Source organism: Flavonifractor sp. An9 (assembly GCF_002161245.1).
In the GTDB taxonomy this organism is placed as follows: Bacteria; Bacillota; Clostridia; order Oscillospirales; family Oscillospiraceae; genus Flavonifractor; species Flavonifractor avicola.
Map to the genome: position 1 here is coordinate 16,514 of NZ_NFHC01000005.1, position 20,517 is coordinate 37,030.

Below are 20,517 nucleotides of genomic sequence, written 5' to 3' on the forward strand. Positions count from 1 at the left end.
GGGCTTACTGGTTCCAAAACTAAATACTGAGCCGAGAAAGGCACCAAGCGCATGGGTCACATTGGATCCATGCGCTTGTTTTTATATAGATAGTATCAAAAGATTGAAAGATGTAAGGAGGTGCATTATTCAATGCAAAGAAACCCGCATACAAATGATTCTTTGCGATCCATCGTAAAAAAACATCAGCTGTCATTGGAGCAGGCTATCTGCAGATTAGCGCAGGCCGTTGGAAATCGACCGCCAGAGCGGGAGGATATTTCCGCCTTTTTTCAGGCGCTTATTTCTGGAGACTGGGATGCCTATGAGGAAGCGACAGCCCATGAAAGCGCAGAACTGAGAAAACAAGATCGGGAAATTTTGCAGTTGCAGGAGAAGCTCAGAGAGCAGTTGGATGAAGACGGTCAAGATTTGTTTGTTCGGTATGAAGCTATGTTGAACAGCCGGATGACATCTGAACTGGATCATGCCTACCTGGTCGGTTATCAAACCGCTATCAGATTCCTCCTGATGGGAATTCTGCCGACGGAAGCGGTGCTCACTCACAACTCACAGAATGCTTCAGAGGAAGGAGAAGACAACTATGAAACCTGATTGGATCATCCATTATATTCTGGATGCCTGGCCCAGCAGCCATACGCATGGACTATCCCGGTATGGTGGCCTGGAGTTAGAGCTGAACTTGCCTGTGTCTCAGGAAAAAGCCATGATGATACTTAATTTACTTGGAATGGAGATCGCGGAAAAAGGCAAGCATTATCGTTCCGGTGACCGCGAAAGCGATGTTTTTTTGCTTCCGGTCTACTTTTTTGAGACGGCCCCTGCAGTCCCAGATGCTTATTTTACCAGAGTGCTGCGAGTGCTGCTTTGTGATCCTGATGGAAAATACCCCTGGGAACCGGACTGCGCACCCGGCTATGCAGAGCAACTGAGTATGGGTGAAAAGCGCGAAATGACACAGCTTGTCCGGCAGCGGTATGATGCTACACATCCATGAGCAGCATTGCTGAAGAAAGTATTGATTCTTGCAAAGGAGCTAAATGAAGTGCATTTTACCGTGTTGACGTCCATATTATTGTCGGAGAATGCTGGACAGGACTGCAAACTCCCAGCATCTTTACCGCTTAATACCCTCGTTGCAGCAATGCGTCGTTCCAGAAATGGAGACAAGGCGCTTCTGGACACCTTGGATAGTACCATTGTGAACGAGCAGGTCCAGTTTGAAAATAATGTCGAAAGTATAGTGCTGGAACAGCTGTACCCATATTGGGCGAACATTGAAGATACTGCCTATCTGGAGTTCAATGACTGCACAGAGCAGTGTAAAGAGGAGTATGCTACCGGCGGAGAGGACAAGGTTCAGTTAGTCAATGGCCAGTGGGTATCCGTATATGATTCCAGGTTCTCCGACACGTATGAAGTGTTTGAGGGGAAGATCTACAAGCGTGCTTTTGGCCCGCTGCACCATCGTAAGCGGACTAAAAAAGCAAAGCGGATGAAATTGGCGAACATTCCCTTCCGCGTGCAGTATTCCGATTACAGAGAATATGCTGAAGAATACTGGGGCTTTAAGAGGAAGGAAGGAGCGGATGCCTATGGCTTCTACACGAACCCCAATACTGAGTTTGACTGGTTTCAGATCGGCGGTCGCTGGCCGGACAGATTCCTTGTCAAGGCAGATTGCCGCGACGTTTTTTCGGGCGACTTGAGTTTTTTCCTTGGAGACGAACCTGCTGAGGCAGCCCCTGACGGGTACTGTTGGGTCACAGGAGCACGAAAAAAGGATATCGCATGGGATCTTATGAAGGAACTGTTCATTCAGAGAGAGCGTGAGACTTTTTTGTCATGCGAGAAGTGGTACCAGTCTGGTAAACTCCCGTCAGACCGACATGATTTGTCTATCACGGAAAAAGGCATTACATCTTGGGGGAAATTGATCTATGACAAGGGCCAAACGCTGGAGGAGCATCTGCGTAGCAAGGCTCTGTCTGAAGAGTACCGATATCCATTGACAACGTATGCAGTGCTGGACGATGGTGTGTGGAACGACCTCTATGAGATGAAATGCGTCAGTGAGGACAACGGCAACGGAAATAATCAGCTATGGCATCAGGTGGTGGAAAAGTATATCGCATCGCTGCCTGAAGAGGCAATGCTGGTATCTCTGGACTGCCATATTTGAGGCACCATAAAAAAACATATAGGGCTGGGAGTGCAGAAGAGCATCCCGGCCCTATTGCTTTCAATTTGGAGGAACTTATGAAGTACAAGAAGGATCTCGATGATCCAGTTTTGAAAATAGCCGATGTTACCCGCGGACGTATCAGTAGGCGCGAGGTGTTTCGTGATTTCATCGCTTACTGCGCACATCGAATCAGCGTCATGACTGACCCCGTCCATTTGGAGCGCATCAAATACCTCAATGAGCTAATCGAGAGGTATACCACGCCTGAGAGGGAAGTGTTCGAGCAAACGCTTCATCACCTTATCCATACGGTAATGCAGAATATTGAGCACTGCGCCTATAAAGATCTGCTGAGTATTCCATTCTTCGAATGCAGTGCGGAAAACCGCGCGCTCAAGCAGGATTTCACGCCCCCGGATATTGCAGAACTGTTGTCTCAGCTTATCTATGGAGAAACTCCTGAGCTTCCAAACGAAGGCTATTATACGCTGAATGATCCGACCTGTGGCAGTGGCAGCCTGTTGCTTGCTTCAGTGGATTGTTTGGCCAGAAAAGGTATCAATCCGAGTGAACAGCTCGTCATCCAGGCATCCGATTTGGATATCACTTGCGTGCAGATGACTTACATCCAGCTTGCGCTCTATGGAGTTCCTGCGGTCGTAATTCGTGGCGATGTGTTGACACTCCGGGAATACGACCGCTGGTACACACCGGCTTATCTTCTCGGAAAATGGGTTTGGCGAGCGCCGCAGCCCTTTGGCGCCAGAATGAACGAAAGCGATGAACGCCTCAAAATGTTGGAGGAACCAATGTATGCTGCTTTCCGGTTGGCAGAACAGTTTATGAGGAAAGGAAAAGAATGTTGATGAAACAATGTGATCTTATGAGAGTCCAACATTATAAAGAGGAGTTTCCGGCAGGAACACGCGTTCTGTTGGTTCACATGAACAAGGACCCGCGGCCAGTTCCGGACAACACAAAGGGAACAGTGTGTTTGGTGGATGATATCGGCCAAATCCATTGCTTCTTCGAGAATGGAACAAGCCACACTCTGATCCCTGGCGTGGATATTTTCCGTAAGTTGTAAGAGGGTAGGGGAGAGTGACATGAAAAATGCTGCTTTGATTCGTGAGGTGCGCGGTGTGATGACAAAGTTTGAACCTCTTACAGAGGAAATTGTTGCCGTATGCACACAAGATGGCCTGACTTATGAGGAGCTATCCGATGCTCTTTACTCCTACGGTTTGCGTATTGACAAGGTCGTACATGATTCTACGAGAAAGATTTTCAACACCTTCTATGCTGACTATGATATGGGCCTGTATGCGGAGGTCATTCTGCAAAGACAATATATTTTCGGGGCTGGCCAGGCGGAGTTTGAAAAACTGGCCGAACATGGTGGGAAGTGCCGCTCATTGGCCAAACAGGACTGGAAGGGGTACTATCTGAAGGATGTCCCGTTGGCAATGCTGATCTATGACTTCCAGCTGCGGTATAAATCCATCCCTCGTGAAACCGTTTTTTCGGTGTGGCACAGCATCTACAAGCGGATTGACTACTCAAATGGGATGTGGCCACTGCCAGTGCTACGAGAAGTGTTCCAGTGTGCGCCGGCGCCTCAACTGCCTGCTCTGGAATCGGATGGTCTAATAACGGTCTACCGTGGTATGGGCGCATTGTCGCTGCCGCCGGATCAGGCAGTTTCCTGGAGCACTCACCCTGGAAATGCACTGTGGTTTGCCGTCCACTCCGGACGGGGTACCAAGATTGCAGTGGCTCGGGTGAGGCCTGATCAGATCGTGGCTCACTACCCCTCCTATGCGGAGGAGAATGAAGTTATTGTCCTACCAGGAGCCATAACTGAGTATCGGTATGAGGATATGATCCCAGCTGTAGAAGAAACGGTGCCGAGGCTGATGGCGCCGGCACTGCAGTCCTACTTGGAATTTGGAAAGCAGGTGCGTACCCTTGGCTACGAACGGGAGGTACTATTTGAAGTCCATGGGCTGCTCCATATCTTGAGGGTTCTATTCCTATCTCTCATCTATATTTACAATTCTGGTGATGCTCTTTCTGAGTCGGATCGTCAGATCCTGATTTACTTCAGTTTGCTCCATGATCTGGGCCGAGTGACTGAGGATGTGGACGATGTCCATGGAGAGCGGTCTGTCGAACAGATCCATAAGCGAGGCATCCGATTGCGTGGGATTCGGTTGAGTCGGAAGGAGTATAGGATTGCCGAACTCATCATTGCCCAGCACTGTCGTGATGACGACACCGGCATTGCGGCAATCATGGCTGAGCCTGGGTTGTCCAGGAAAGAAAAAGAACACACAATTCATCTATATCACATCTGTAAGGATATGGATGGCCTGGACCGGGTGAGGTTCAATGGCCTTGACTATCGCATACTGCGCACACGATATGCGCGCCGGCTCCCTCTGGTGGCCGGCTGCCTTCTGGAGGAAGATCTCCTGACACCGCTGGATATGGAAAACCCATGGGCATGAAAAACGGGGTAGAGATCCTTTGTTGGTCTCTACCCCGTTTTGTCCTGTCACGCTGAAAACTACTCCACATAGGCACTGATGATATTGCGCAGAAGCTCAGTACGATTGATGCGACCAGCCAGACGACTGTTTTCAATACTATGACTTCAAGTAGAAAACTCAAATGGGGGACTATTGACAAAATAATGAAGGTTTACTATCATTGAGGATCATATGAATACTTGCTTGTTTGAAGGGCGGATTATCCCACTTTGAGGTTGTTGTGAAAAACATTTGTGAGGAGAAATAATGGATGCATTTTTTAGAAGTGAATGTTGAAAAATTCAGTTGTCTCCATTTCGAATTACCAGTCCATTTCATAGGCTTAGACGGTGACCAGATCCTTCAGATAGTTGTTGAGCATGGGGACCCCGTGAACGGAAGATTGCCATTTAATGTCTGGTGTAGTTTTCGTGGAAGCAGAATCAGAGGCTTTTTGATGGCGGCAACTGTTGCAGAGACGGACTCGCAGATAGACACAATCATGGAGTATTTGCAAAACTCATATGAGTTCGCTGAGATGGCAAAGAAGTTTGTAGAACATTTTTCAAGATAAATTGAAAGCCTGCTGCACCAGAGTGCAGCAGGCTTTCAATTTGCTGGTATAGATAAGTTTTGCCAAGATTTTTTCTGTAGTCTGCAACTTCTTCATATCTCATCTGTGAGGCGTCCTTATAAAGTGCCACCAGAAATCACACTTACAGAACCACATTGGATGCTCGACGCGCTTATCTTCGGCTCGTTTGATGACTGCGATTCTTGCCCTTGGTTCTTCGAACTTCCCTATGCTGCAGCACCTTGTCGGAAAAGGAGCCTGGCGAAATAGGGCGGAGATAGAAAGCTCAGTTATTCCTGGCCTTTTTTCTCCCACTTGGAAAGCAGCTGGCGCATGAATGGTGAGGTGTATCCCGCTTTTGCAAGGACACATCACAACATGGAGAGCCTGATCGAGGAGATACGCCGGCAGGTGATTCATGATGACCGCCGGTATGAAGATAAGGCGCGAGCCCTTCTGAAAGCCTTTGAAGAGCATGACCCGGACGGCGTACTGTGTGCCTTGAGTGGTCGGGGTCTTCATGAGAATGGCGTCGCTGCTGGCATTTGGCCGGATGGTGAGATAGGCAAACAACCTGACGAGAGAGCGTAAATCATGCAGCAAAAAATGCGGCCTGGGCTGATTCACAGCCCGGGCCGCGTCCGCAATGATAGAAATTGCATCAAAAACAATAAGAATGGAGGATGCTCGTATGGCGAGCGAAAATGTGACGAAAACTGTGTCGCTGAAGGACTACATCATCGACATGGGGAACGTGGCTGTGAAGGGAATAGCCCAATACGAAGTCGTATTGGAAAACAACACCGACTTCATCATCAAGCGGCGTACAGCAACAACGGATCGGGAACTGGTGATTCTGGTAAGCAAGGGCCTCTACTACATCAAGGACTGCAAAACCGGACACATTGAAGAACTGAAGGAGCAAAGTCTGAACTCATTCCTCAGGGATCTGAAGGATGGGATGATTGTATTACATCAGGTACACTGGCTGAGTAATCTCTACCGTGAATCTGTTGGCCTGATCATGCAGGTTATCAATGACGAATGCCTGACAGACATGTGCCGCCATAATGTCCTGGTCAAAAGCTTTGACCCCAGCTGGTACACACGGTACTGGAAGCAGAACAGCAAGCTCTTTACCCGCATCTACAATATGTTTCCCAGTATGGTGGACCGAAAAAAATACCAGGCGTGTATTCCCGTCATCTTTTGGATAGAGGAGCAGTACGGGGCCAATGAAGCAGTGTACTTTGCAGAAAAGCTGGTGCAGTCTGGCATTATGGAACTGGATTTCAATGACTATGGGAGGTACTTCAATGAACATGAGGTGTCGTATGACCCTGGGTGTTTTCTCAAGGTTATGGTATCGCCCTTCCGTATCAATTTGCGCCGGTTCATCGACTATATCCTGTTTGACCTGTATGCCCAGGGCTATGCGAAAGTGACCAAGAGTTTCTTCAACGAATACCTGGATTACCTGCAGATGCAGCAGGATTTCTATGGAAAGGTAAAAGAAAAGTACCCTGCGCACTTCAAGACCGAGCATGATGTTATGGCACTCAAGGTCAATCAAGCCAAATTGCTTGCTGCATGCGAAAACTTTGAGCAGCAAAATGAGTCCATCAAGGACCTGGCCTACTCTGGAAGCGGATACTGTATTGTGATTCCCACAAAGCCGGAGGAACTGGCGGAAGAGGGGATTAACCTCAGCCACTGTGTTGGCCAGTATATTGAGCGCGTAGCAGGAGGGGAGTGCCACATTCTTTTCCTGCGGCGCCGGGGTACTCCGGAGCGGTCTTTGGTGACCTTACAGCTGAGTGGCAAACAGATTTGCCAAGCGCAAGGATTCAATCGACGTCCGATTACAGACCAGGAGCGCAGATTCCTGATGCAGTGGGGAAGAGAAAAGGATATTCAGATTGCAGTCTAATCTGTGAAGAAGGGAAATGAAAATGAAAGCTATTCGTATTGGTGATAAGTATCAAGTGTATGGAGATTCCTTGCAGGCCTATGATAGCATCCCGCCATATACCTACAATGTTCGGTTTGATGAGATGACGGGCTTCTATTTGAAGGCTCGCTCCAAACTGACAGTAAATGAAAAGATTTATGGTGTCCATCCCGAGAAAGCCGAAAAGGTACTCAAGTCGTTCTCTATGTTTGAGCGTAACTTGGGCGTCATCCTGAGCGGTGAAAAGGGAATTGGCAAATCTCTGTTTGCTCGGTTACTGGCAGGTAAGGCACAGGATGCCGGGTACCCAGTCTTAGTCATTGACCAGTTCATCCCGGGCATCTCCAACTACATTCAGTCCATCGACCAAGAGGCAGTCTTCCTCTTTGACGAGTTTGACAAGACCTTTGGGGGAGTACGTCCTGGTGATAACGAAACAGATCCCCAGGCATCCCTTTTGAGTATGTTCGACGGTACCGCTGATGGGAAGAAGTTGTTCATTATTACTTGCAACAGCCTTCACAAATTGAACGACTATCTTGTGAACAGGCCCGGCCGGTTCCATTATCATTTCCGATTCGGATATCCTGATATCAAGGCAGTCCAAGAATACCTCGTTGATAAACTGGATGCCGAGTACCACAGTGAGATTCCGAAAGTCGTACTCTTTTCTCAAAAGGTAGCTTTGAATTATGACTGCTTGCGGGCGATTGCATTTGAACTTAATCTGGGTCTGCCCTTTGAGCAAGCTATTCAGGACCTCAACATTATCAATATGGGAAGCGAACGATATGACGTTGTCCTCGAATACCGTAACGGTATGGCATTGGTTGCATTCAACGTAAGTCTGAATCTGTTTGCCACAGAGCATCCGAAGTACCTTTGGCTCGAAGATGAGGAAGAACGCAGTGTTGCTTGTGTTGAATTTGATCCACGCATGATTAAATATGATGAATCTCGACAGATTTCTCTGGTCCCAGGGGAAAAGATCAAGCTGAGTTATAACGACCACTTGGAGGACCCGACAATCGTGCAAAAGTTCAAAGATATGATTCCGGACTACCTCTCCATAACCAGGGTGGGTGAACAGCAACTCCATTACTGGACTGGTACTTCGGACAACAAGCAGCTGGGCCGCAACAGAAGGGTGTTTCAAAGCAGGCACAACGAGGTGCCGTTCTGAGCATACATATTATGCTTTGCTTTCCTGGAGAAACCGTGTGGGGATTGAGCAAAATATTAACTGATATCTGGGAGTTACATACAATTCACAATTTATATGGGGATCACAGGTACGTGCCTGTGGTCCCCATTTTTTGAATGACGTAAGGATAGGAGGAAGTCACTTGATAATGACGAATCATTCTAAGATGTTGACCAGTGTTGTATCATATCCTGAGCGCGGACAGGGCGGAAACAACCGCTACCGAGGTAACTGCTCCCCGAAACTGATTGAGGACTTGATTGCTCACTTCCGGCCGCATGAAATCTGTGACTATATGTGTGGTAGCAATACTACCGCCGATGCCGCCCATTCTATGGGAATTACCAGCCATACCTACGACCTGCACAGCGGATTTGACTTGCTTCACACGGATATCCAGGAACGTCCTGAGTTCATCTTCTGGCATCCTCCGTACTGGGACATCATCCAGTATTCAGATGTAATGTATCGGGCCAGTGAGGTGCAGCAGCGTTATGGCTACAATCCATGCCTGTTTGATCTCTCCCGTATTCCTACTTGGGAGGGGTTTGTGCAGGCGATGAATTACTGCATGATGAAGCAGTTTTGCGCGTTGGAGCAGGGAGGTCGGATGGCCGTACTGGTGGGTGACATCAAAAAGAAAGGAAAACTCTTCAGTATGCTCTTTGAGCTGACGAAGCCCGGCGTACTGGAGAACGTCATCATAAAAACTCAGCATAACTGCATGTCTGATAAGCGAGTTTACAGTGGGAGCTTTATCCCCATTGTGCATGAGTACGTCCTCCTGGTGCGGAAAGATGCGCCTCTGGCTGTTCCGTTGCTGATGACCTACCGAGTTCAGGGTGATATGCGAGATATGCCAGGAGCCACGTGGAGGGACATCGTTGCCGGTGTGCTGGAGAGTTGCAGCGGTTCTGCGTCTCTGGAGGAAATCTATCGTCTCGTGGGAACTCACAAACGGGCTCAAAACAATCAGTGGTGGAAGGAGAAGGTGCGGCAGACCCTGCAAATCAATCCAAAGACCTTTGAGCATACGGGACGGGGAACATGGCGCCTTCTCCATGTAGCGTAGACCATATTTGATTGCCTGTGCGATAGGATACAGGGACTTCAATCGTTGTTCGCCTGTTGACTATACAGCATGACAATGGTATAATTCTTTCATACAGTATCAGTGCAACACCCAAGGTGTGCATAGTAGACCGTGTTTCCAAGTGCCATTTGCAGAAATGCAGATGGCACTTTTTTTGTTTCAGGCCCAATATCACGGCATAGACAGCGTTCCTTTACAGGAGCGCTGTTTTTGCATATATAGCGGTGAAAGCCGCAAAAAATGAAAGGAGATCAGAAAACTATGGTGAAATCGTGTTGTGACAGCTATCACACCCAGTTCAGCGACTTTTCCTCTATGCTCAGCTACCATGAGCAGGTCCGCAAGAGCAGCGTGTGGGAGCGCACCGAAGTCAAGAAGCTGCAGGTGGCGGCGCTGGACAAGAACTCTCCTCTGTATGAGGATACGGACAGCTTTGATCCCTCCGTCTCCCGCGAAGCGGTGGAGGACACGGCGGAGAACCTGAAGTTGGCCATCAAGCTCCGGGACAAGTTTTTCCCCCTGCGTGATACCGCCTATAAGAGCCTGCTGGACCGGGCAAAGATCGGTGGATCCGCACTGCCCAAGCTCTCTCGGGAGAAGTTGGCCGACGTGATCAATTCCTGCTTGGCCCTTCACAAAGACAGTGCCCTGCTCCTGGTGCGGGACGAGAAGGTATCCGCAGCCCATTCCGGAGACAGTCGGGACTACTCCATCCTGGAGATCGACCAGCTGCTGGACGGGCTTCAGAGCAAGATGGATGAGCGTTTCCCGGGGAATCAGTTTTCTTCCGGGTACGTGGATCACGCCATCACGAGTGCGTCCTGGACACTTCCTGGACAGAGGGAGGAACTCTTGGATACCTACATCAATCTACTGGCTGCGGAGGGCAAGGCGTCCATGGCGGCCAAGCTGATGCCCGGTATCCGTTTTTCCACATCTGATACCGGAATGGCCTCGGCAAAGGTGTCGGCTCTGCTGGTCGGACTGCAGTATCCCATCCACATTGGAGGTATGATCGCCGTAGAGCACCGCCGGCAGTCCAAGGTGCCCGACTTTGTCGGAAGCCTGGATATGCTCTTTGCTCAGTTTGGGGACTCCGTTTCCCGACTGACCAGCCTGCTCTCTGTTCACCTTGAGCATCCGGTCAACGCAATGACCGCAGTGTGTAAGCGGCTGGCGTTGCCCAAAAAGGCGGCGCTGGAGGCTATCGACATGTACGAAATGGCTGTTGGTAGCGACGAGGCCACCGCTCATGAGGTGTTCGTGGCCATGCAAATCCTATCCGTCCGCCAGTGGATACAGAGATGCTGGAGTTTGATGGGAAGTTCTGGACACTGTCTGGCCAGCGCATCTCCTATATGCGCGACAAAACCAAGGACGAGAGATACTTCATGCTGACACTTTTCGCCATTGCAAAAGAGCTGGAGAGGAGTGGCAACACAAGCCCCATGGTTGAGGCGGACCTTGCGGTTGGCTTGCCGCCAGAACATTATGCTCTGCGGCAACGGTTCGCAGACTATTTTAAGCGAGGGCGGGTGAACTTTGTTTTCAACGTCACTCCAATCTGCTTGATTATCCGACATGTGTTCGTATATCCCCAGGCCTATGCTGCTGTGGTCCCGCAGGCAGGGCGGTTGAAAGATATTCCGCGTACCTTCATCATTGACATTGGCGGTTATACTACGGATGTGATGCTGCTGCGCAACGCGGCTCCGGACCTGCAGTTTTGTCGCAGTTTGGAGATGGGTGTGATTCCCATGTCCAATGATATCATCAGTCGGGTGAGCGCCATGTATGACATCAAAATCGAAGATGACCATATTGCGGATATCATCCAAGGGCGTCCCACCATCCTGCCGCAGGAAGTGAGGGAAGTAGTCTTCGCAAAGGTGCGCAGCTACGCCTATGACATTCTGGACAAACTGCGTGAGCTGCAGGTAGATCTGCGAGCAAATCCTGCCATCTTTATCGGTGGTGGTTCAATCCTTTTCCGATCCTTTGTGGAAGAGTCGCCTTTGGTTGCACATGCAGACTTTGTGACGGATCCCAAGGCGAACGCCATAGGCTATGGGATGCTGGCCACTGCGCAGCTGCGACGGATGGCCCCACAGAATCACGGAGGGGAGTTATTTGCGCAGGGATGATAAATACCGATTCTCTCTCGGATGGGGCAGAGATACTGCTGAGAAAATTGCTGTTGGCGACTTTCTTGAGAAGCTGAAGAATCGCAAGAGCGATCTCATTGTCCAGGCGGTCTGGGAGTATATTGGAAATCATCCCGAAGTGATGGCGGAGAACGCAAAGATTGTGATTACTGTCCGATCCACACCAACAGACGAGCAGACCTTTGCAAAAATCCAGAGCATGATTGACGCTGCATTGGAAAGTCTCAAGGACAATATGAAGTATCAGATAGAGCAGGAAAATCGGAGCGGGCAAGAGGAGCCCACAGGTCCAAACCAGCAGGATCTGGATGATATGCTCGACAATCTAACAATTTTCGACCAGTAATCAGAGCGGCCCTATGCCTTCCAGAGGCGTAGGGCTGCTCTTTTGTGGCAAAACAGGCGACGAGAAACGGGGAATGAGGTGAAGACGAAATGTTCTTCCGGGAAGGCATCCTGATGCACCTTGACAAACAGGCGTGCTGCGCCTCATATTCAGCAACGGGTACGTTTCGTGTATGGAGAGCCGCGCAGGCAGACCGGGCCATGATCCCGCAGGGGGAAAGGAGAGATGGGGGAGCCGGATGCCGTGTGCAGACGAACTGTGGCGGTTTGTTGGCCATGACCCATACTCGTTAATCATGATACGTCGCTTTGGCCGTGATCCGAGCGGTAGCCATTCCGTCGCAGGTTGCGGGAAGTGCCAATAGCTCGGGGAGTAAGTCTCGCGGAGCGGCCTTGCCAGCTGCCGCCCGTTGCTTTTCTTTTGACTTTTACAAAAAGGAGTTGAGGAAATGGAAAAGCAAGCGGTACCAATTTGGGAGAAGGCCAATTTGACGATTGAAGAGGCGGCTGCCTACTTTGGAATTGGGACAAATAAGCTGCGAGAGATAACCAGCAACCCGGACTGTGGATTTGTTATTTGGATAGGAACAAAAAGGCTGATCAAACGAAAAAAGTTTGAAAAGTATTTGGAAGATGTCGATACATTGTAAGCAATAAAAAAGGAGGTCTGGACATGGCTTGAGCCGTGGCCAGACTGTCTTTTTATATAGCAAACTGTAACTGGTGTACTGGTAATTTCCGTAAAAAACAAAATTAGATTAAATTCAATAGAAAAATGTGATGAAATCCCGCCAGAGTTACCGGAAATAGGTTGAATCTTGAAAAGTAGTATCTGATGTGGTAGAATAAAATGCTATATCAGATTCCTTTTCTCGTGATAGAAGGGGAATTACTATGCCAAGTAAACGAAAAGACAGCAAAGGCAGAATCCTTAGAAATGGGGAGGTGCAAAGGCGAGACGGTATGTATATGTTCCGATATACCGATCCGGATGGAAAACGGAAAGCGGTATATAGTTGGAAACTGGTCAGTACTGATAAGGTGCCGGAGGGTAAAAAATGCGTGATGGCCCTTCGGGACCTTGAAAGACAGATCCAGAGAGATCTTGAGGATGGTATACGTGCCGGCGAAGCAAACACAATAACGGTTAACGCGCTGTTCAAATCCTTCATGGACTTGCGCAGTGATCTCAAGGAAACCACAAGATGTAATTACATTTGCTTATACGACAAGCATGTTCGGGATGAACTTGGCGGACGCAAAATCCGGAGTGTCAAGTTTTCTGACATTCAGAGATTGTATATGCATATGGTCCAAGATCTTGGCCTCAAGGCAAGTACGGTTCAAAGTGTCCATTCCATACTGTACCAAATGTTTGAGAGTGCTGTAATGGACAATCTTATTCGTGTGAATCCTGCAGCGAATGTTTTGAAAAGCTTGCGTAAGATGCTGCTGGTTGAACAGGAAAAGCGTCACGCATTAACGGAAGAAGAACAGGCGAAATTGATTGAGTATGTTTATCAGTCGCGGATTTATTGTCGCCTGGGTACACTATTCACTGTTCTTCTTGGTACTGGTATGCGGATCGGTGAAGCACTTGGACTTAGATGGAGTGATTGCGATTTCGATAAAAAGTTAATCAGTGTAAATCACACCCTACTATATAGGCAAAGCGAAAATGGGGGATACAGGTACCGAATTTCTGAGCCAAAGACAAAAGCGGGTCTAAGAGTTATCCCAATGCTATCAGAAGTGAAAGAAGCGCTTTTGGCTGAAAAGGCGAAGAGAAGAAACCCCAATTTAGAGCCCTTCTCTATTGGAGAATACACCGGTTTTATTTTCCTCAATAGTCATGGTAAGGTTTTTACTCCGGCGTATGTGTTTGATGCCATACAAAACATCACGAGTGCATTTAATAGGGAAGAGTACTTCAAAGCCGAGCAAGAAAACAGAGAACCGTGTTATTTGCCAAAGTTCAGTGCCCACATATTGCGCCACACTTTCTGCACAAGGTTCTGCGAAAATGAAAAAGACCTCAAGATAATCCAAGATGTGATGGGCCATAGAAATATTCGGACAACGATGGATGTCTATAATGAGGCAACCGAGTCCAGAAAGATCGCAAGTTTTCAAAGCCTGGAAGGCAAAATCAAGGTCATGTAGGTTTACACCATTTTGCCGCAGCCAACACCATTTTGCACCAGGATTTACACCACTACATCGGTAAGTTATAGAAAACTATGAGGGGTTATGTAAGCACCAAAAGCCTGGAACCCCTTGAAATAAAGGGGATAAGAGGTTATGAGAAGAAAGAGGTGTGCTTATGTACCTTAAAGCGCTGGAGATCCAGGGATTCAAATCATTCCCGGATAAAACGGTCCTCTCCTTCGGGGAGGACATCACCGCTATCGTTGGTCCCAACGGCAGCGGAAAATCGAATATCTCCGACGCCATCCGCTGGGTCATGGGGGAGCAATCCACCAAGGCCCTCCGGGGCGGTAAGATGGAGGATGTGATCTTCGGCGGTACCGCCCTGCGCAAGCAGCAGGGCTTTGCCGAGGTGTCCCTGGTGCTGGACAATACCGACCATATCTTCCCGCTGGAGGAGAGCGAGGTCATGGTCACTCGCCGGTACTACCGCTCCGGCGAGAGTGAGTACTACATCAACCGCCGTTCCGTCCGCCTGAAGGACGTGAACGAGCTGTTCATGGACACCGGCCTGGGCCGGGAGGGCTATTCCATCATCGGTCAGGGCCGTATCGACGAGATCCTGTCGGTGAAGAGCGGCGACCGCCGGGAGATTTTTGAGGAGGCCGCCGGTATCTCCAGGTTCCGCCACCGGAAGGAGGAGGCCGAGCGCAAGCTGGAGCGTACCCAGGAGAACCTGGTACGCATCACCGACAAGATCGACGAGTTGGAGCTCCAGGTGGAGCCCCTGCGCCAGCAGAGCGAAAAGGCCAAAAAATTCCTCATCCTGCGGGACGAGCTGCGTGGGCTGGAGATTTCCCTGTGGCTGGACCAGCTGGAGAAGATCCGGTCTGCTTCCCGCAAGACCCTGTCCGACTACGAGAATGCCCTCCGCCAGAAAGGGGAGGTCCAGCAACAGGTGGAGGACTTGTACGCCGCCGCTGAGGCATTCTCCGCTCAGATGCGGGACAAGGACGTGGAGACCGAAGGCGTCCGTTTCCAGATGATGCAGCGGGAGGCCGACGCCAACAGCCTGGAAAACGCCATCGCCGTCCTCAAAACCAACATTCAGAACAACCTGGAGAACCGGGATCGTATCCAGCGGGAGCTGGAGCAGCAGGAGGGCCGGGCCGACTCCATCGCCGCCCAGATCGGGGAGCGTAAGACCCGGTTGGAGGAGCTGGAAGGCCAGACTGCCGGACTGCGTCAGCAGTTGACAGACCGCCAGAATGAGGCTGCCTCCGCCAGCCGCTCTGCCGGGGCCATTGCCCAGGAGCTGGAGGATCTGCGCCGGAAGGAGGCGGTGGAGAACGCCTCCGCCGCCGACGCAAAGGCCCTCATCTCCGCCCTGGCCGCTGCCGCCCAGGAGGTGCTGGACCGGGACGAGGCCATGCGTCAGGAGATGGCCGCCGGTGAGGATCGGCTCCAGGAGGCGGAGGAGACCCGCCGTCAGGCCGCTCAGGAGCTGGACCAGGCCAGAGAGGACCGGGACAGCTTACAGAACATCATCAGCGGTTACGCCCTGCGGCTGGAGACCCGGCAGCGGAAGGCCAGGGAGGCGGAGGAGCGCCACGTCAAACTCCAGATGGAGGACAACGCCCTGAACTCCCGCATCCATATGCTCTCCGAGATGGAAAAGATGTATGAGGGCTACTCCAAAGCGGTAAAGCTGGTGATGGGGGAGGCCAAGAAGGGCCAGCTTCGGGGGATCCACGGCCCGGTGGCCGGGCTCATCCACGTGCCCGACGCCTGCACCGTGGCCATCGAGATCGCCCTGGGGGGCGCTATGCAGCATATCGTGGTGGAGCGGGAGGAGGACGGCAAAGCCGCCATCCAGTACCTGAAACGCCGGGACGGCGGTCGGAGCACCTTCCTGCCCCTGACCTCCATGCGGCCTTCCGACTTCCGGGATCAGGGCGTGCGCAGGGAGCCCGGCTTTGTGGGCCTGGGCAACGAACTCATCCAGTTTGACCCCCGGTATGAGAAGATCTTTTCCAACCTGCTGGGCCGCACCGTGGTGGCCGAGGATATGGACAAGGCCATCGCCATGGCCCGGAAATATAACTACCGTTTCAAGATCGTCACTCTGGACGGCCAGGTGCTCAACCCTGGCGGCTCCATGACCGGCGGCTCGGCGTCCCGCAGCGCGGGCATCCTGAGCCGGGCCAACGAGTTGGAGCGGCTGGCGCAGCAGCGCACTGGCGTAGCCCAGCAGTTGGCCGACGCGGCCCGCGCCATGGAGGAGGCCAAGCGGGAGGCCACCGCCGCTGCCTATGAGATGGAGACCGCCCAAGCCCAGCAGCGCCGCCATGAGGACGACATCCTTAAGCTGGAGGAGCGCCTGGGCCATCTGGATACCCAGCTGGCCGATTTGAAGAAACAGCGGGCCGATCAGAAGAGTGAGCTGGAACAGCTCCAGGCCCGTTCCGCACAGATCGAGGCGGACACCCGTGCCGCTCGTGCCCGGGTGGAGTCCCTGGAGGGGGCTGCCGCCGCCCTGCGGGCCGAGGCAGAGGGTAAGGCAAGAGGCCAGAGCGAAGCCCAGGAGAAGGCCACGGCTCTGGGGGAGGCCATTGCCGAACTGAATATGCGCCTGGCCGCCCTGGAGGCGGAAGCCCAGGCCGCCCGGAAGTCCATGACCGAACTGGAGGAACTGCGCCGGGATCTGACCGGCGACAAGGCCGAGCGGGAAAAGATGCTCTCCCAGTTCCAGGAGAAGAACGCCGATCTGGAGCAGGAGATCGCGGAGAAGGAGCGGCAGCTCCAGACCATCCGACAGGAGAACCAGGATCGTCAGGCCGCCATCAGCCGCATCAACGACGAGAAGCTGGCCCTGGAGGCCCAGCGCAACCAGGCGGACAAGGACGCCCGGGACAAGAACAGCGCCCTGCTCAACCTGGAGCGGGAGGTGTCGGTGCTGGAGCAGAAGAAGGCTGCCGCAGCCATGGAGGAGAAGAACCTGTTGGACAAGCTGTGGGAGACCTACGAGCTGTCCCACCAGGCGGCCATGGCCCAGCGGGTGGAGCTGGAGAGCGTCCCCAAGGCCCAGCGCCGAGTGGGCGAGCTGAAAAAATCCATCTCTGCTTTGGGCAACATCAACCTGGACGCCATCGACGAGTTCCAGCGCATCAACGAGCGCTATACCTACCTTACCGACCAGCGGGACGATGTGCAGAAGTCCAAGAAAGAGCTGGAGGGCATTATCGCCGATATCACCGAGGAGATGCGTGCCATCTTTGCCAAACAGTTTGCCATCCTCAACGAGTCCTTTCAGCAGACCTTTACCGAGCTCTTCGGAGGAGGTAAAGCCACCCTGGAACTGGAGGACCCGGAGGATATCCTGAACTGCGGCATCGAGATCAGGGTGCAGCCCCCGGGCAAGGCATTGAAGGTGCTCTCCCTGCTGTCCGGCGGCGAGAAGGCCTTCGTGGCCATTGCCCTCTACTTTGCCATCCTCAAGGTGCGACCCACTCCCTTTGTGGTGATGGATGAGATCGAGGCCGCCCTGGACGACGCCAACGTGGTGCGCTTTGCTCACTATATGCGCCAGATGGCGGACAAGACCCAGTTTATCGTCATCACCCACCGCCGCGGTACCATGGAGGAAGCGGATGTGCTCTACGGCGTCACCATGCAGGAGCAGGGCGTCAGCCGGATGTTGACTATCAATCTCAATGATGTGGAAAAAGAGCTGCATATCAAGTAAGTCGGCAGCTTTATCAACAACCGAAAGGAACCAAAATCAATATGGGCTTTTTTGCGAAGATTAAGGCGGGTCTGACCCGCACCAAGGAGAACATCGGCCACTCCATCGACCAGCTGTTTGCCGGTGAGCTCAACGACGACTTCTACGACGAGCTGGAGGAAACCCTGATCCTGGGCGACATGGGCGTGGACACCACCCTGAAGGCGGTGGAGACCCTGCGCCGCCGGGTGAAGGAGGAGAAAATCAAGGATATGGACTCTGCTCGTGCCTGCCTGCGGCGGGTGCTTACCGAGATGCTCCAGGTGGGCGAGCCGGAGCTCCATCTCACCACCACCCCCTCGGTGGCCCTGTTTATCGGTGTGAACGGCGTGGGTAAGACCACCACCATCGGCAAGCTGTCCGCCAAGATGAAGGGGGAGGGCAAGCGCGTGCTGATGGCTGCCGCGGATACCTTCCGGGCTGCCGCCGCGGATCAGCTGGAGATCTGGAGCCAGCGCTCCGGCGTGGAGATCGTCCGCCAGCACGAGGGGGCTGATCCCGCCGCCGTGGTGTTTGACGCCCTCACCGCCGCCAAGGCCAGAGGTACCGATGTGATCCTCATCGATACCGCCGGGCGGCTGCACAACAAGCAGAACCTGATGAATGAGCTGAACAAGATCTCCCGGGTGGTGGACCGGGAGCTGCCCGGCTGCGACCGGGAGACCCTGCTGGTGCTGGACGCCACCACCGGTCAGAACGGCCTGATCCAGGCCAAGCAGTTCAAGGAGGCCGCCGGCATTACCGGCATCGTCCTCACCAAGCTGGACGGCTCCGCCAAGGGCGGTATCGTCATTGCCATCGCCCAGGAGCTCCAGGTGCCGGTGAAGTATATCGGCGTGGGCGAGGGTATCGACGACCTTATGCCCTTTGAAGCGGAGGCCTTTGTGGAAGCGCTGATTTAATGGAGGTTATAACAATGGCCAGAATTGACGGACGGGCGGCGGACCAGCTGCGGCCTGTAGAGATCATTCCTAACTTCAACAAATTTGCTGAGGGTTCCTGCCTCATCCGCTGCGGCAACACTCAGGTGCTGTGCTGCGCTAGCGTGGAGGAGCGCACCCCGCCCCACGTTCCCGAGGGGGAGGGCTGGGTCACCGCCGAGTACTCCATGCTGCCCCGGGCCAACCGTGAGAGATCCAAGCGGGACGTATCCAAGCTGAAGCTGTCTCCCCGCTCCGCGGAGATTCAGCGGCTGGTGGGCCGGTCCCTCCGGGCCTGCGTGGATATGAAAAAGCTGGGTGAGCGCACCGTGACCATCGACTGCGATGTGCTCCAGGGAGACGGCGGCACCCGTACTGCCAGCGTTACCGGCGGCTATGTGGCCCTGGCCCTGGCGCTCAAGAAGGTGGGCGCTGCCGACGCTCTGGTGGATCAGGTGGCAGCAGTGTCTGCCGGTATTGTGGACGACCAGCTGCTGCTGGACCTGTGCTATGAGGAGGATTCCTCCGCCCAGGTGGATCTGAACTGCGTCATGACCGGGGATGGCAAACTGGTGGAGCTCCAGGGCACCGGCGAGGGCCGGGCCTTTACCGTGGAGGAGCAGCGGGCGCTGGTGGACCTATGTGCCAAGGGCATCGCCCAGCTCCAGACCATCCAGAAAAACGTACTGGAGGGCTGAGACATGAAAATGGTATTGGCCAGCAAGAACGCCCACAAGCTGGTGGAAATGAAGGCCATCCTCTCCCAGCTGGGGGTGGACGTGGTGCTGGAGTCCGAAGTGGGCGTGGATGTGGACGTGGAGGAGACGGGCACTACCTTTGAGGAGAATGCCTATCTGAAGGCCCATGCGGTATGTGAGGCCTCCGGTCTGCCCGCCATTGCCGACGATTCCGGTCTGTGTGTGGACGCCCTCAACGGCGCCCCCGGCGTATACTCCGCCCGCTACGGCGGTCCCGAGCTGGACGACGTAGGCCGGTATAAGCTGCTGCTGGAGAACCTGCGGGGTCAGCTGGACCGGCGGGGCAAATTTGTATCCTGCATCTGCTGTTGCTTCCCCAACGGGGACAAGGTGGAGGCCAGAGGAGAGTGCCCCGGCACCATTGCTTACGCCCCCAGGGGTGAGGGCGGCTTCGGCTACGACCCTGTGTTCTTTATCCCGGGGCTGAAAAAGACCTTTGCGGAACTGACTGCCGAGGAGAAGAACGCCATTTCCCATCGGGGAAATGCGCTGAACAAATTTAAAACAGAATTGGAGAACTATCTGAATGGAACTGACCAGTAAACAGCGGGCCCAGCTGCGGGGCCTGGCAAACAACATCGACACCATCCTCCATGTAGGCAAGGACGGCATCGGAGAAAACCTGGTGAAGCAGGCCGATGATGCCCTGGAGGCCCGGGAGCTCATCAAGGGCAAGGTCCTGGAGAACTGTATGCTCACCAGCCGGGAGGCGGCGGAAGAACTGGCTGCGGCCACCCGTAGTGACGTGGTGCAGGTGATCGGAACAAAATTTGTTCTGTATCGTCCGACCCACAAAAAGGATAAGAAAGACAAGATCATTCTGGTATCGGATAAAAAGCGGAAAGCATAATAAACGAGG

At 52.7% G+C, this 20,517-nt stretch carries 21 protein-coding genes; 20 read left to right on the plus strand and 1 reads right to left on the minus strand.

All coding sequences use genetic code 11. From position 1 onward, the window contains the following. Positions 1–132: 132 nt before the first annotated feature. The 6 genes from B5G40_RS05015 to B5G40_RS05040 all read left to right on the plus strand — a co-directional run bounded on the left by B5G40_RS05015 (position 133) and on the right by B5G40_RS05040 (position 4,695). The gene (locus B5G40_RS05015; protein ID WP_087398955.1) at positions 133–594 is read left to right on the plus strand and encodes a DUF6809 family protein; all 462 of its coding nucleotides are present in this window, start codon (positions 133–135) and stop codon (positions 592–594) included. Beyond that, positions 584–997: a DUF4262 domain-containing protein gene (locus B5G40_RS05020; protein WP_087398956.1), complete on the plus strand. Its 414-nt coding sequence runs from the start codon at positions 584–586 to the stop codon at positions 995–997. Before B5G40_RS05015 ends, B5G40_RS05020 begins: the two co-directional genes overlap by 11 nt. A gap of 6 nt (positions 998–1,003) precedes the next feature. After that, the gene (locus B5G40_RS05025; protein WP_143383373.1) at positions 1,004–2,182 is read left to right on the plus strand and encodes a hypothetical protein; all 1,179 of its coding nucleotides are present in this window, start codon (positions 1,004–1,006) and stop codon (positions 2,180–2,182) included. Positions 2,183–2,259: 77 nt separating this feature from the next. Then, a complete protein-coding gene (locus B5G40_RS05030; RefSeq protein ID WP_087398958.1) occupies positions 2,260–3,051 on the plus strand; it encodes an N-6 DNA methylase in 792 nt (263 codons plus the stop codon). Between the two features lie 17 nt (positions 3,052–3,068). Further along, positions 3,069–3,272 (plus strand): DUF4314 domain-containing protein, encoded by a 204-nt coding sequence (locus B5G40_RS05035; RefSeq protein WP_206407213.1) that lies wholly within the window; start codon positions 3,069–3,071, stop codon positions 3,270–3,272. 19 nt (positions 3,273–3,291) lie between these two features. Further along, positions 3,292–4,695: a hypothetical protein gene (locus B5G40_RS05040; RefSeq protein WP_087398960.1), complete on the plus strand. Its 1,404-nt coding sequence runs from the start codon at positions 3,292–3,294 to the stop codon at positions 4,693–4,695. Positions 4,696–5,216: 521 nt separating this feature from the next. Here the strand turns inward: B5G40_RS05040 and B5G40_RS16830 are convergent. Further along, positions 5,217–5,393 (minus strand): hypothetical protein, encoded by a 177-nt coding sequence (locus B5G40_RS16830; protein WP_158099483.1) that lies wholly within the window; start codon positions 5,391–5,393, stop codon positions 5,217–5,219. A gap of 275 nt (positions 5,394–5,668) precedes the next feature. Between B5G40_RS16830 and B5G40_RS05050 the strand changes: the two genes are divergently transcribed. The 14 genes from B5G40_RS05050 (at position 5,669) to yhbY (ending at position 20,508) form a co-directional block, all read left to right on the plus strand. Continuing rightward, complete coding sequence (locus tag B5G40_RS05050) at positions 5,669–5,881, plus strand: hypothetical protein (protein WP_143383374.1); 213 nt, start codon at positions 5,669–5,671, stop codon at positions 5,879–5,881. Between the two features lie 100 nt (positions 5,882–5,981). Then, entirely contained in the window at positions 5,982–7,220 is a 1,239-nt protein-coding gene (locus B5G40_RS05055) for a PcfJ domain-containing protein (RefSeq protein ID WP_158099484.1), read from the plus strand. A 22-nt stretch (positions 7,221–7,242) separates the two neighbouring features. Beyond that, the gene (locus B5G40_RS05060) at positions 7,243–8,424 is read left to right on the plus strand and encodes an AAA family ATPase (RefSeq protein WP_087398963.1); all 1,182 of its coding nucleotides are present in this window, start codon (positions 7,243–7,245) and stop codon (positions 8,422–8,424) included. A gap of 169 nt (positions 8,425–8,593) precedes the next feature. Next, positions 8,594–9,517, plus strand: a complete 924-nt coding sequence (locus tag B5G40_RS05065; RefSeq protein WP_087399030.1) for a hypothetical protein — start codon at positions 8,594–8,596, stop codon at positions 9,515–9,517. Positions 9,518–9,799: 282 nt separating this feature from the next. Further along, positions 9,800–10,936, plus strand: a complete 1,137-nt coding sequence (locus B5G40_RS17285; RefSeq protein ID WP_242959246.1) for a hypothetical protein — start codon at positions 9,800–9,802, stop codon at positions 10,934–10,936. Next, positions 10,897–11,682, plus strand: a complete 786-nt coding sequence (locus tag B5G40_RS05075; protein WP_242959247.1) for a ParM/StbA family protein — start codon at positions 10,897–10,899, stop codon at positions 11,680–11,682. Before B5G40_RS17285 ends, B5G40_RS05075 begins: the two co-directional genes overlap by 40 nt. Further along, a complete protein-coding gene (locus B5G40_RS05080) occupies positions 11,669–12,049 on the plus strand; it encodes a hypothetical protein (RefSeq protein ID WP_087398964.1) in 381 nt (126 codons plus the stop codon). The genes B5G40_RS05075 and B5G40_RS05080 overlap by 14 nt, the downstream gene beginning before the upstream one ends. A gap of 448 nt (positions 12,050–12,497) precedes the next feature. Next, complete coding sequence (locus tag B5G40_RS05090) at positions 12,498–12,698, plus strand: excisionase (protein ID WP_087187674.1); 201 nt, start codon at positions 12,498–12,500, stop codon at positions 12,696–12,698. Between the two features lie 244 nt (positions 12,699–12,942). After that, positions 12,943–14,211 carry a site-specific integrase gene (locus B5G40_RS05095; protein WP_087398966.1) on the plus strand — a complete coding sequence of 423 codons (1,269 nt, stop codon included), beginning with the start codon at positions 12,943–12,945 and terminating at the stop codon, positions 14,209–14,211. 160 nt (positions 14,212–14,371) lie between these two features. After that, on the plus strand, positions 14,372–17,941 hold the full coding sequence (smc, locus tag B5G40_RS05100; RefSeq protein WP_087398967.1) for a chromosome segregation protein SMC: 3,570 nt from the start codon (positions 14,372–14,374) through the stop codon (positions 17,939–17,941). Between the two features lie 41 nt (positions 17,942–17,982). Then, positions 17,983–18,882, plus strand: coding sequence for a signal recognition particle-docking protein FtsY (gene ftsY / locus B5G40_RS05105; protein ID WP_087266948.1), 900 nt, complete (start codon positions 17,983–17,985; stop codon positions 18,880–18,882). A 14-nt stretch (positions 18,883–18,896) separates the two neighbouring features. After that, positions 18,897–19,598 (plus strand): ribonuclease PH, encoded by a 702-nt coding sequence (gene rph / locus B5G40_RS05110; RefSeq protein ID WP_087398968.1) that lies wholly within the window; start codon positions 18,897–18,899, stop codon positions 19,596–19,598. Positions 19,599–19,601: 3 nt separating this feature from the next. Next, on the plus strand, positions 19,602–20,201 hold the full coding sequence (locus B5G40_RS05115) for an XTP/dITP diphosphatase (protein WP_087187679.1): 600 nt from the start codon (positions 19,602–19,604) through the stop codon (positions 20,199–20,201). Then, the gene (yhbY, locus tag B5G40_RS05120; RefSeq protein WP_087330839.1) at positions 20,185–20,508 is read left to right on the plus strand and encodes a ribosome assembly RNA-binding protein YhbY; all 324 of its coding nucleotides are present in this window, start codon (positions 20,185–20,187) and stop codon (positions 20,506–20,508) included. Before B5G40_RS05115 ends, yhbY begins: the two co-directional genes overlap by 17 nt. The last annotated feature ends 9 nt before the right edge of the window (positions 20,509–20,517 follow it).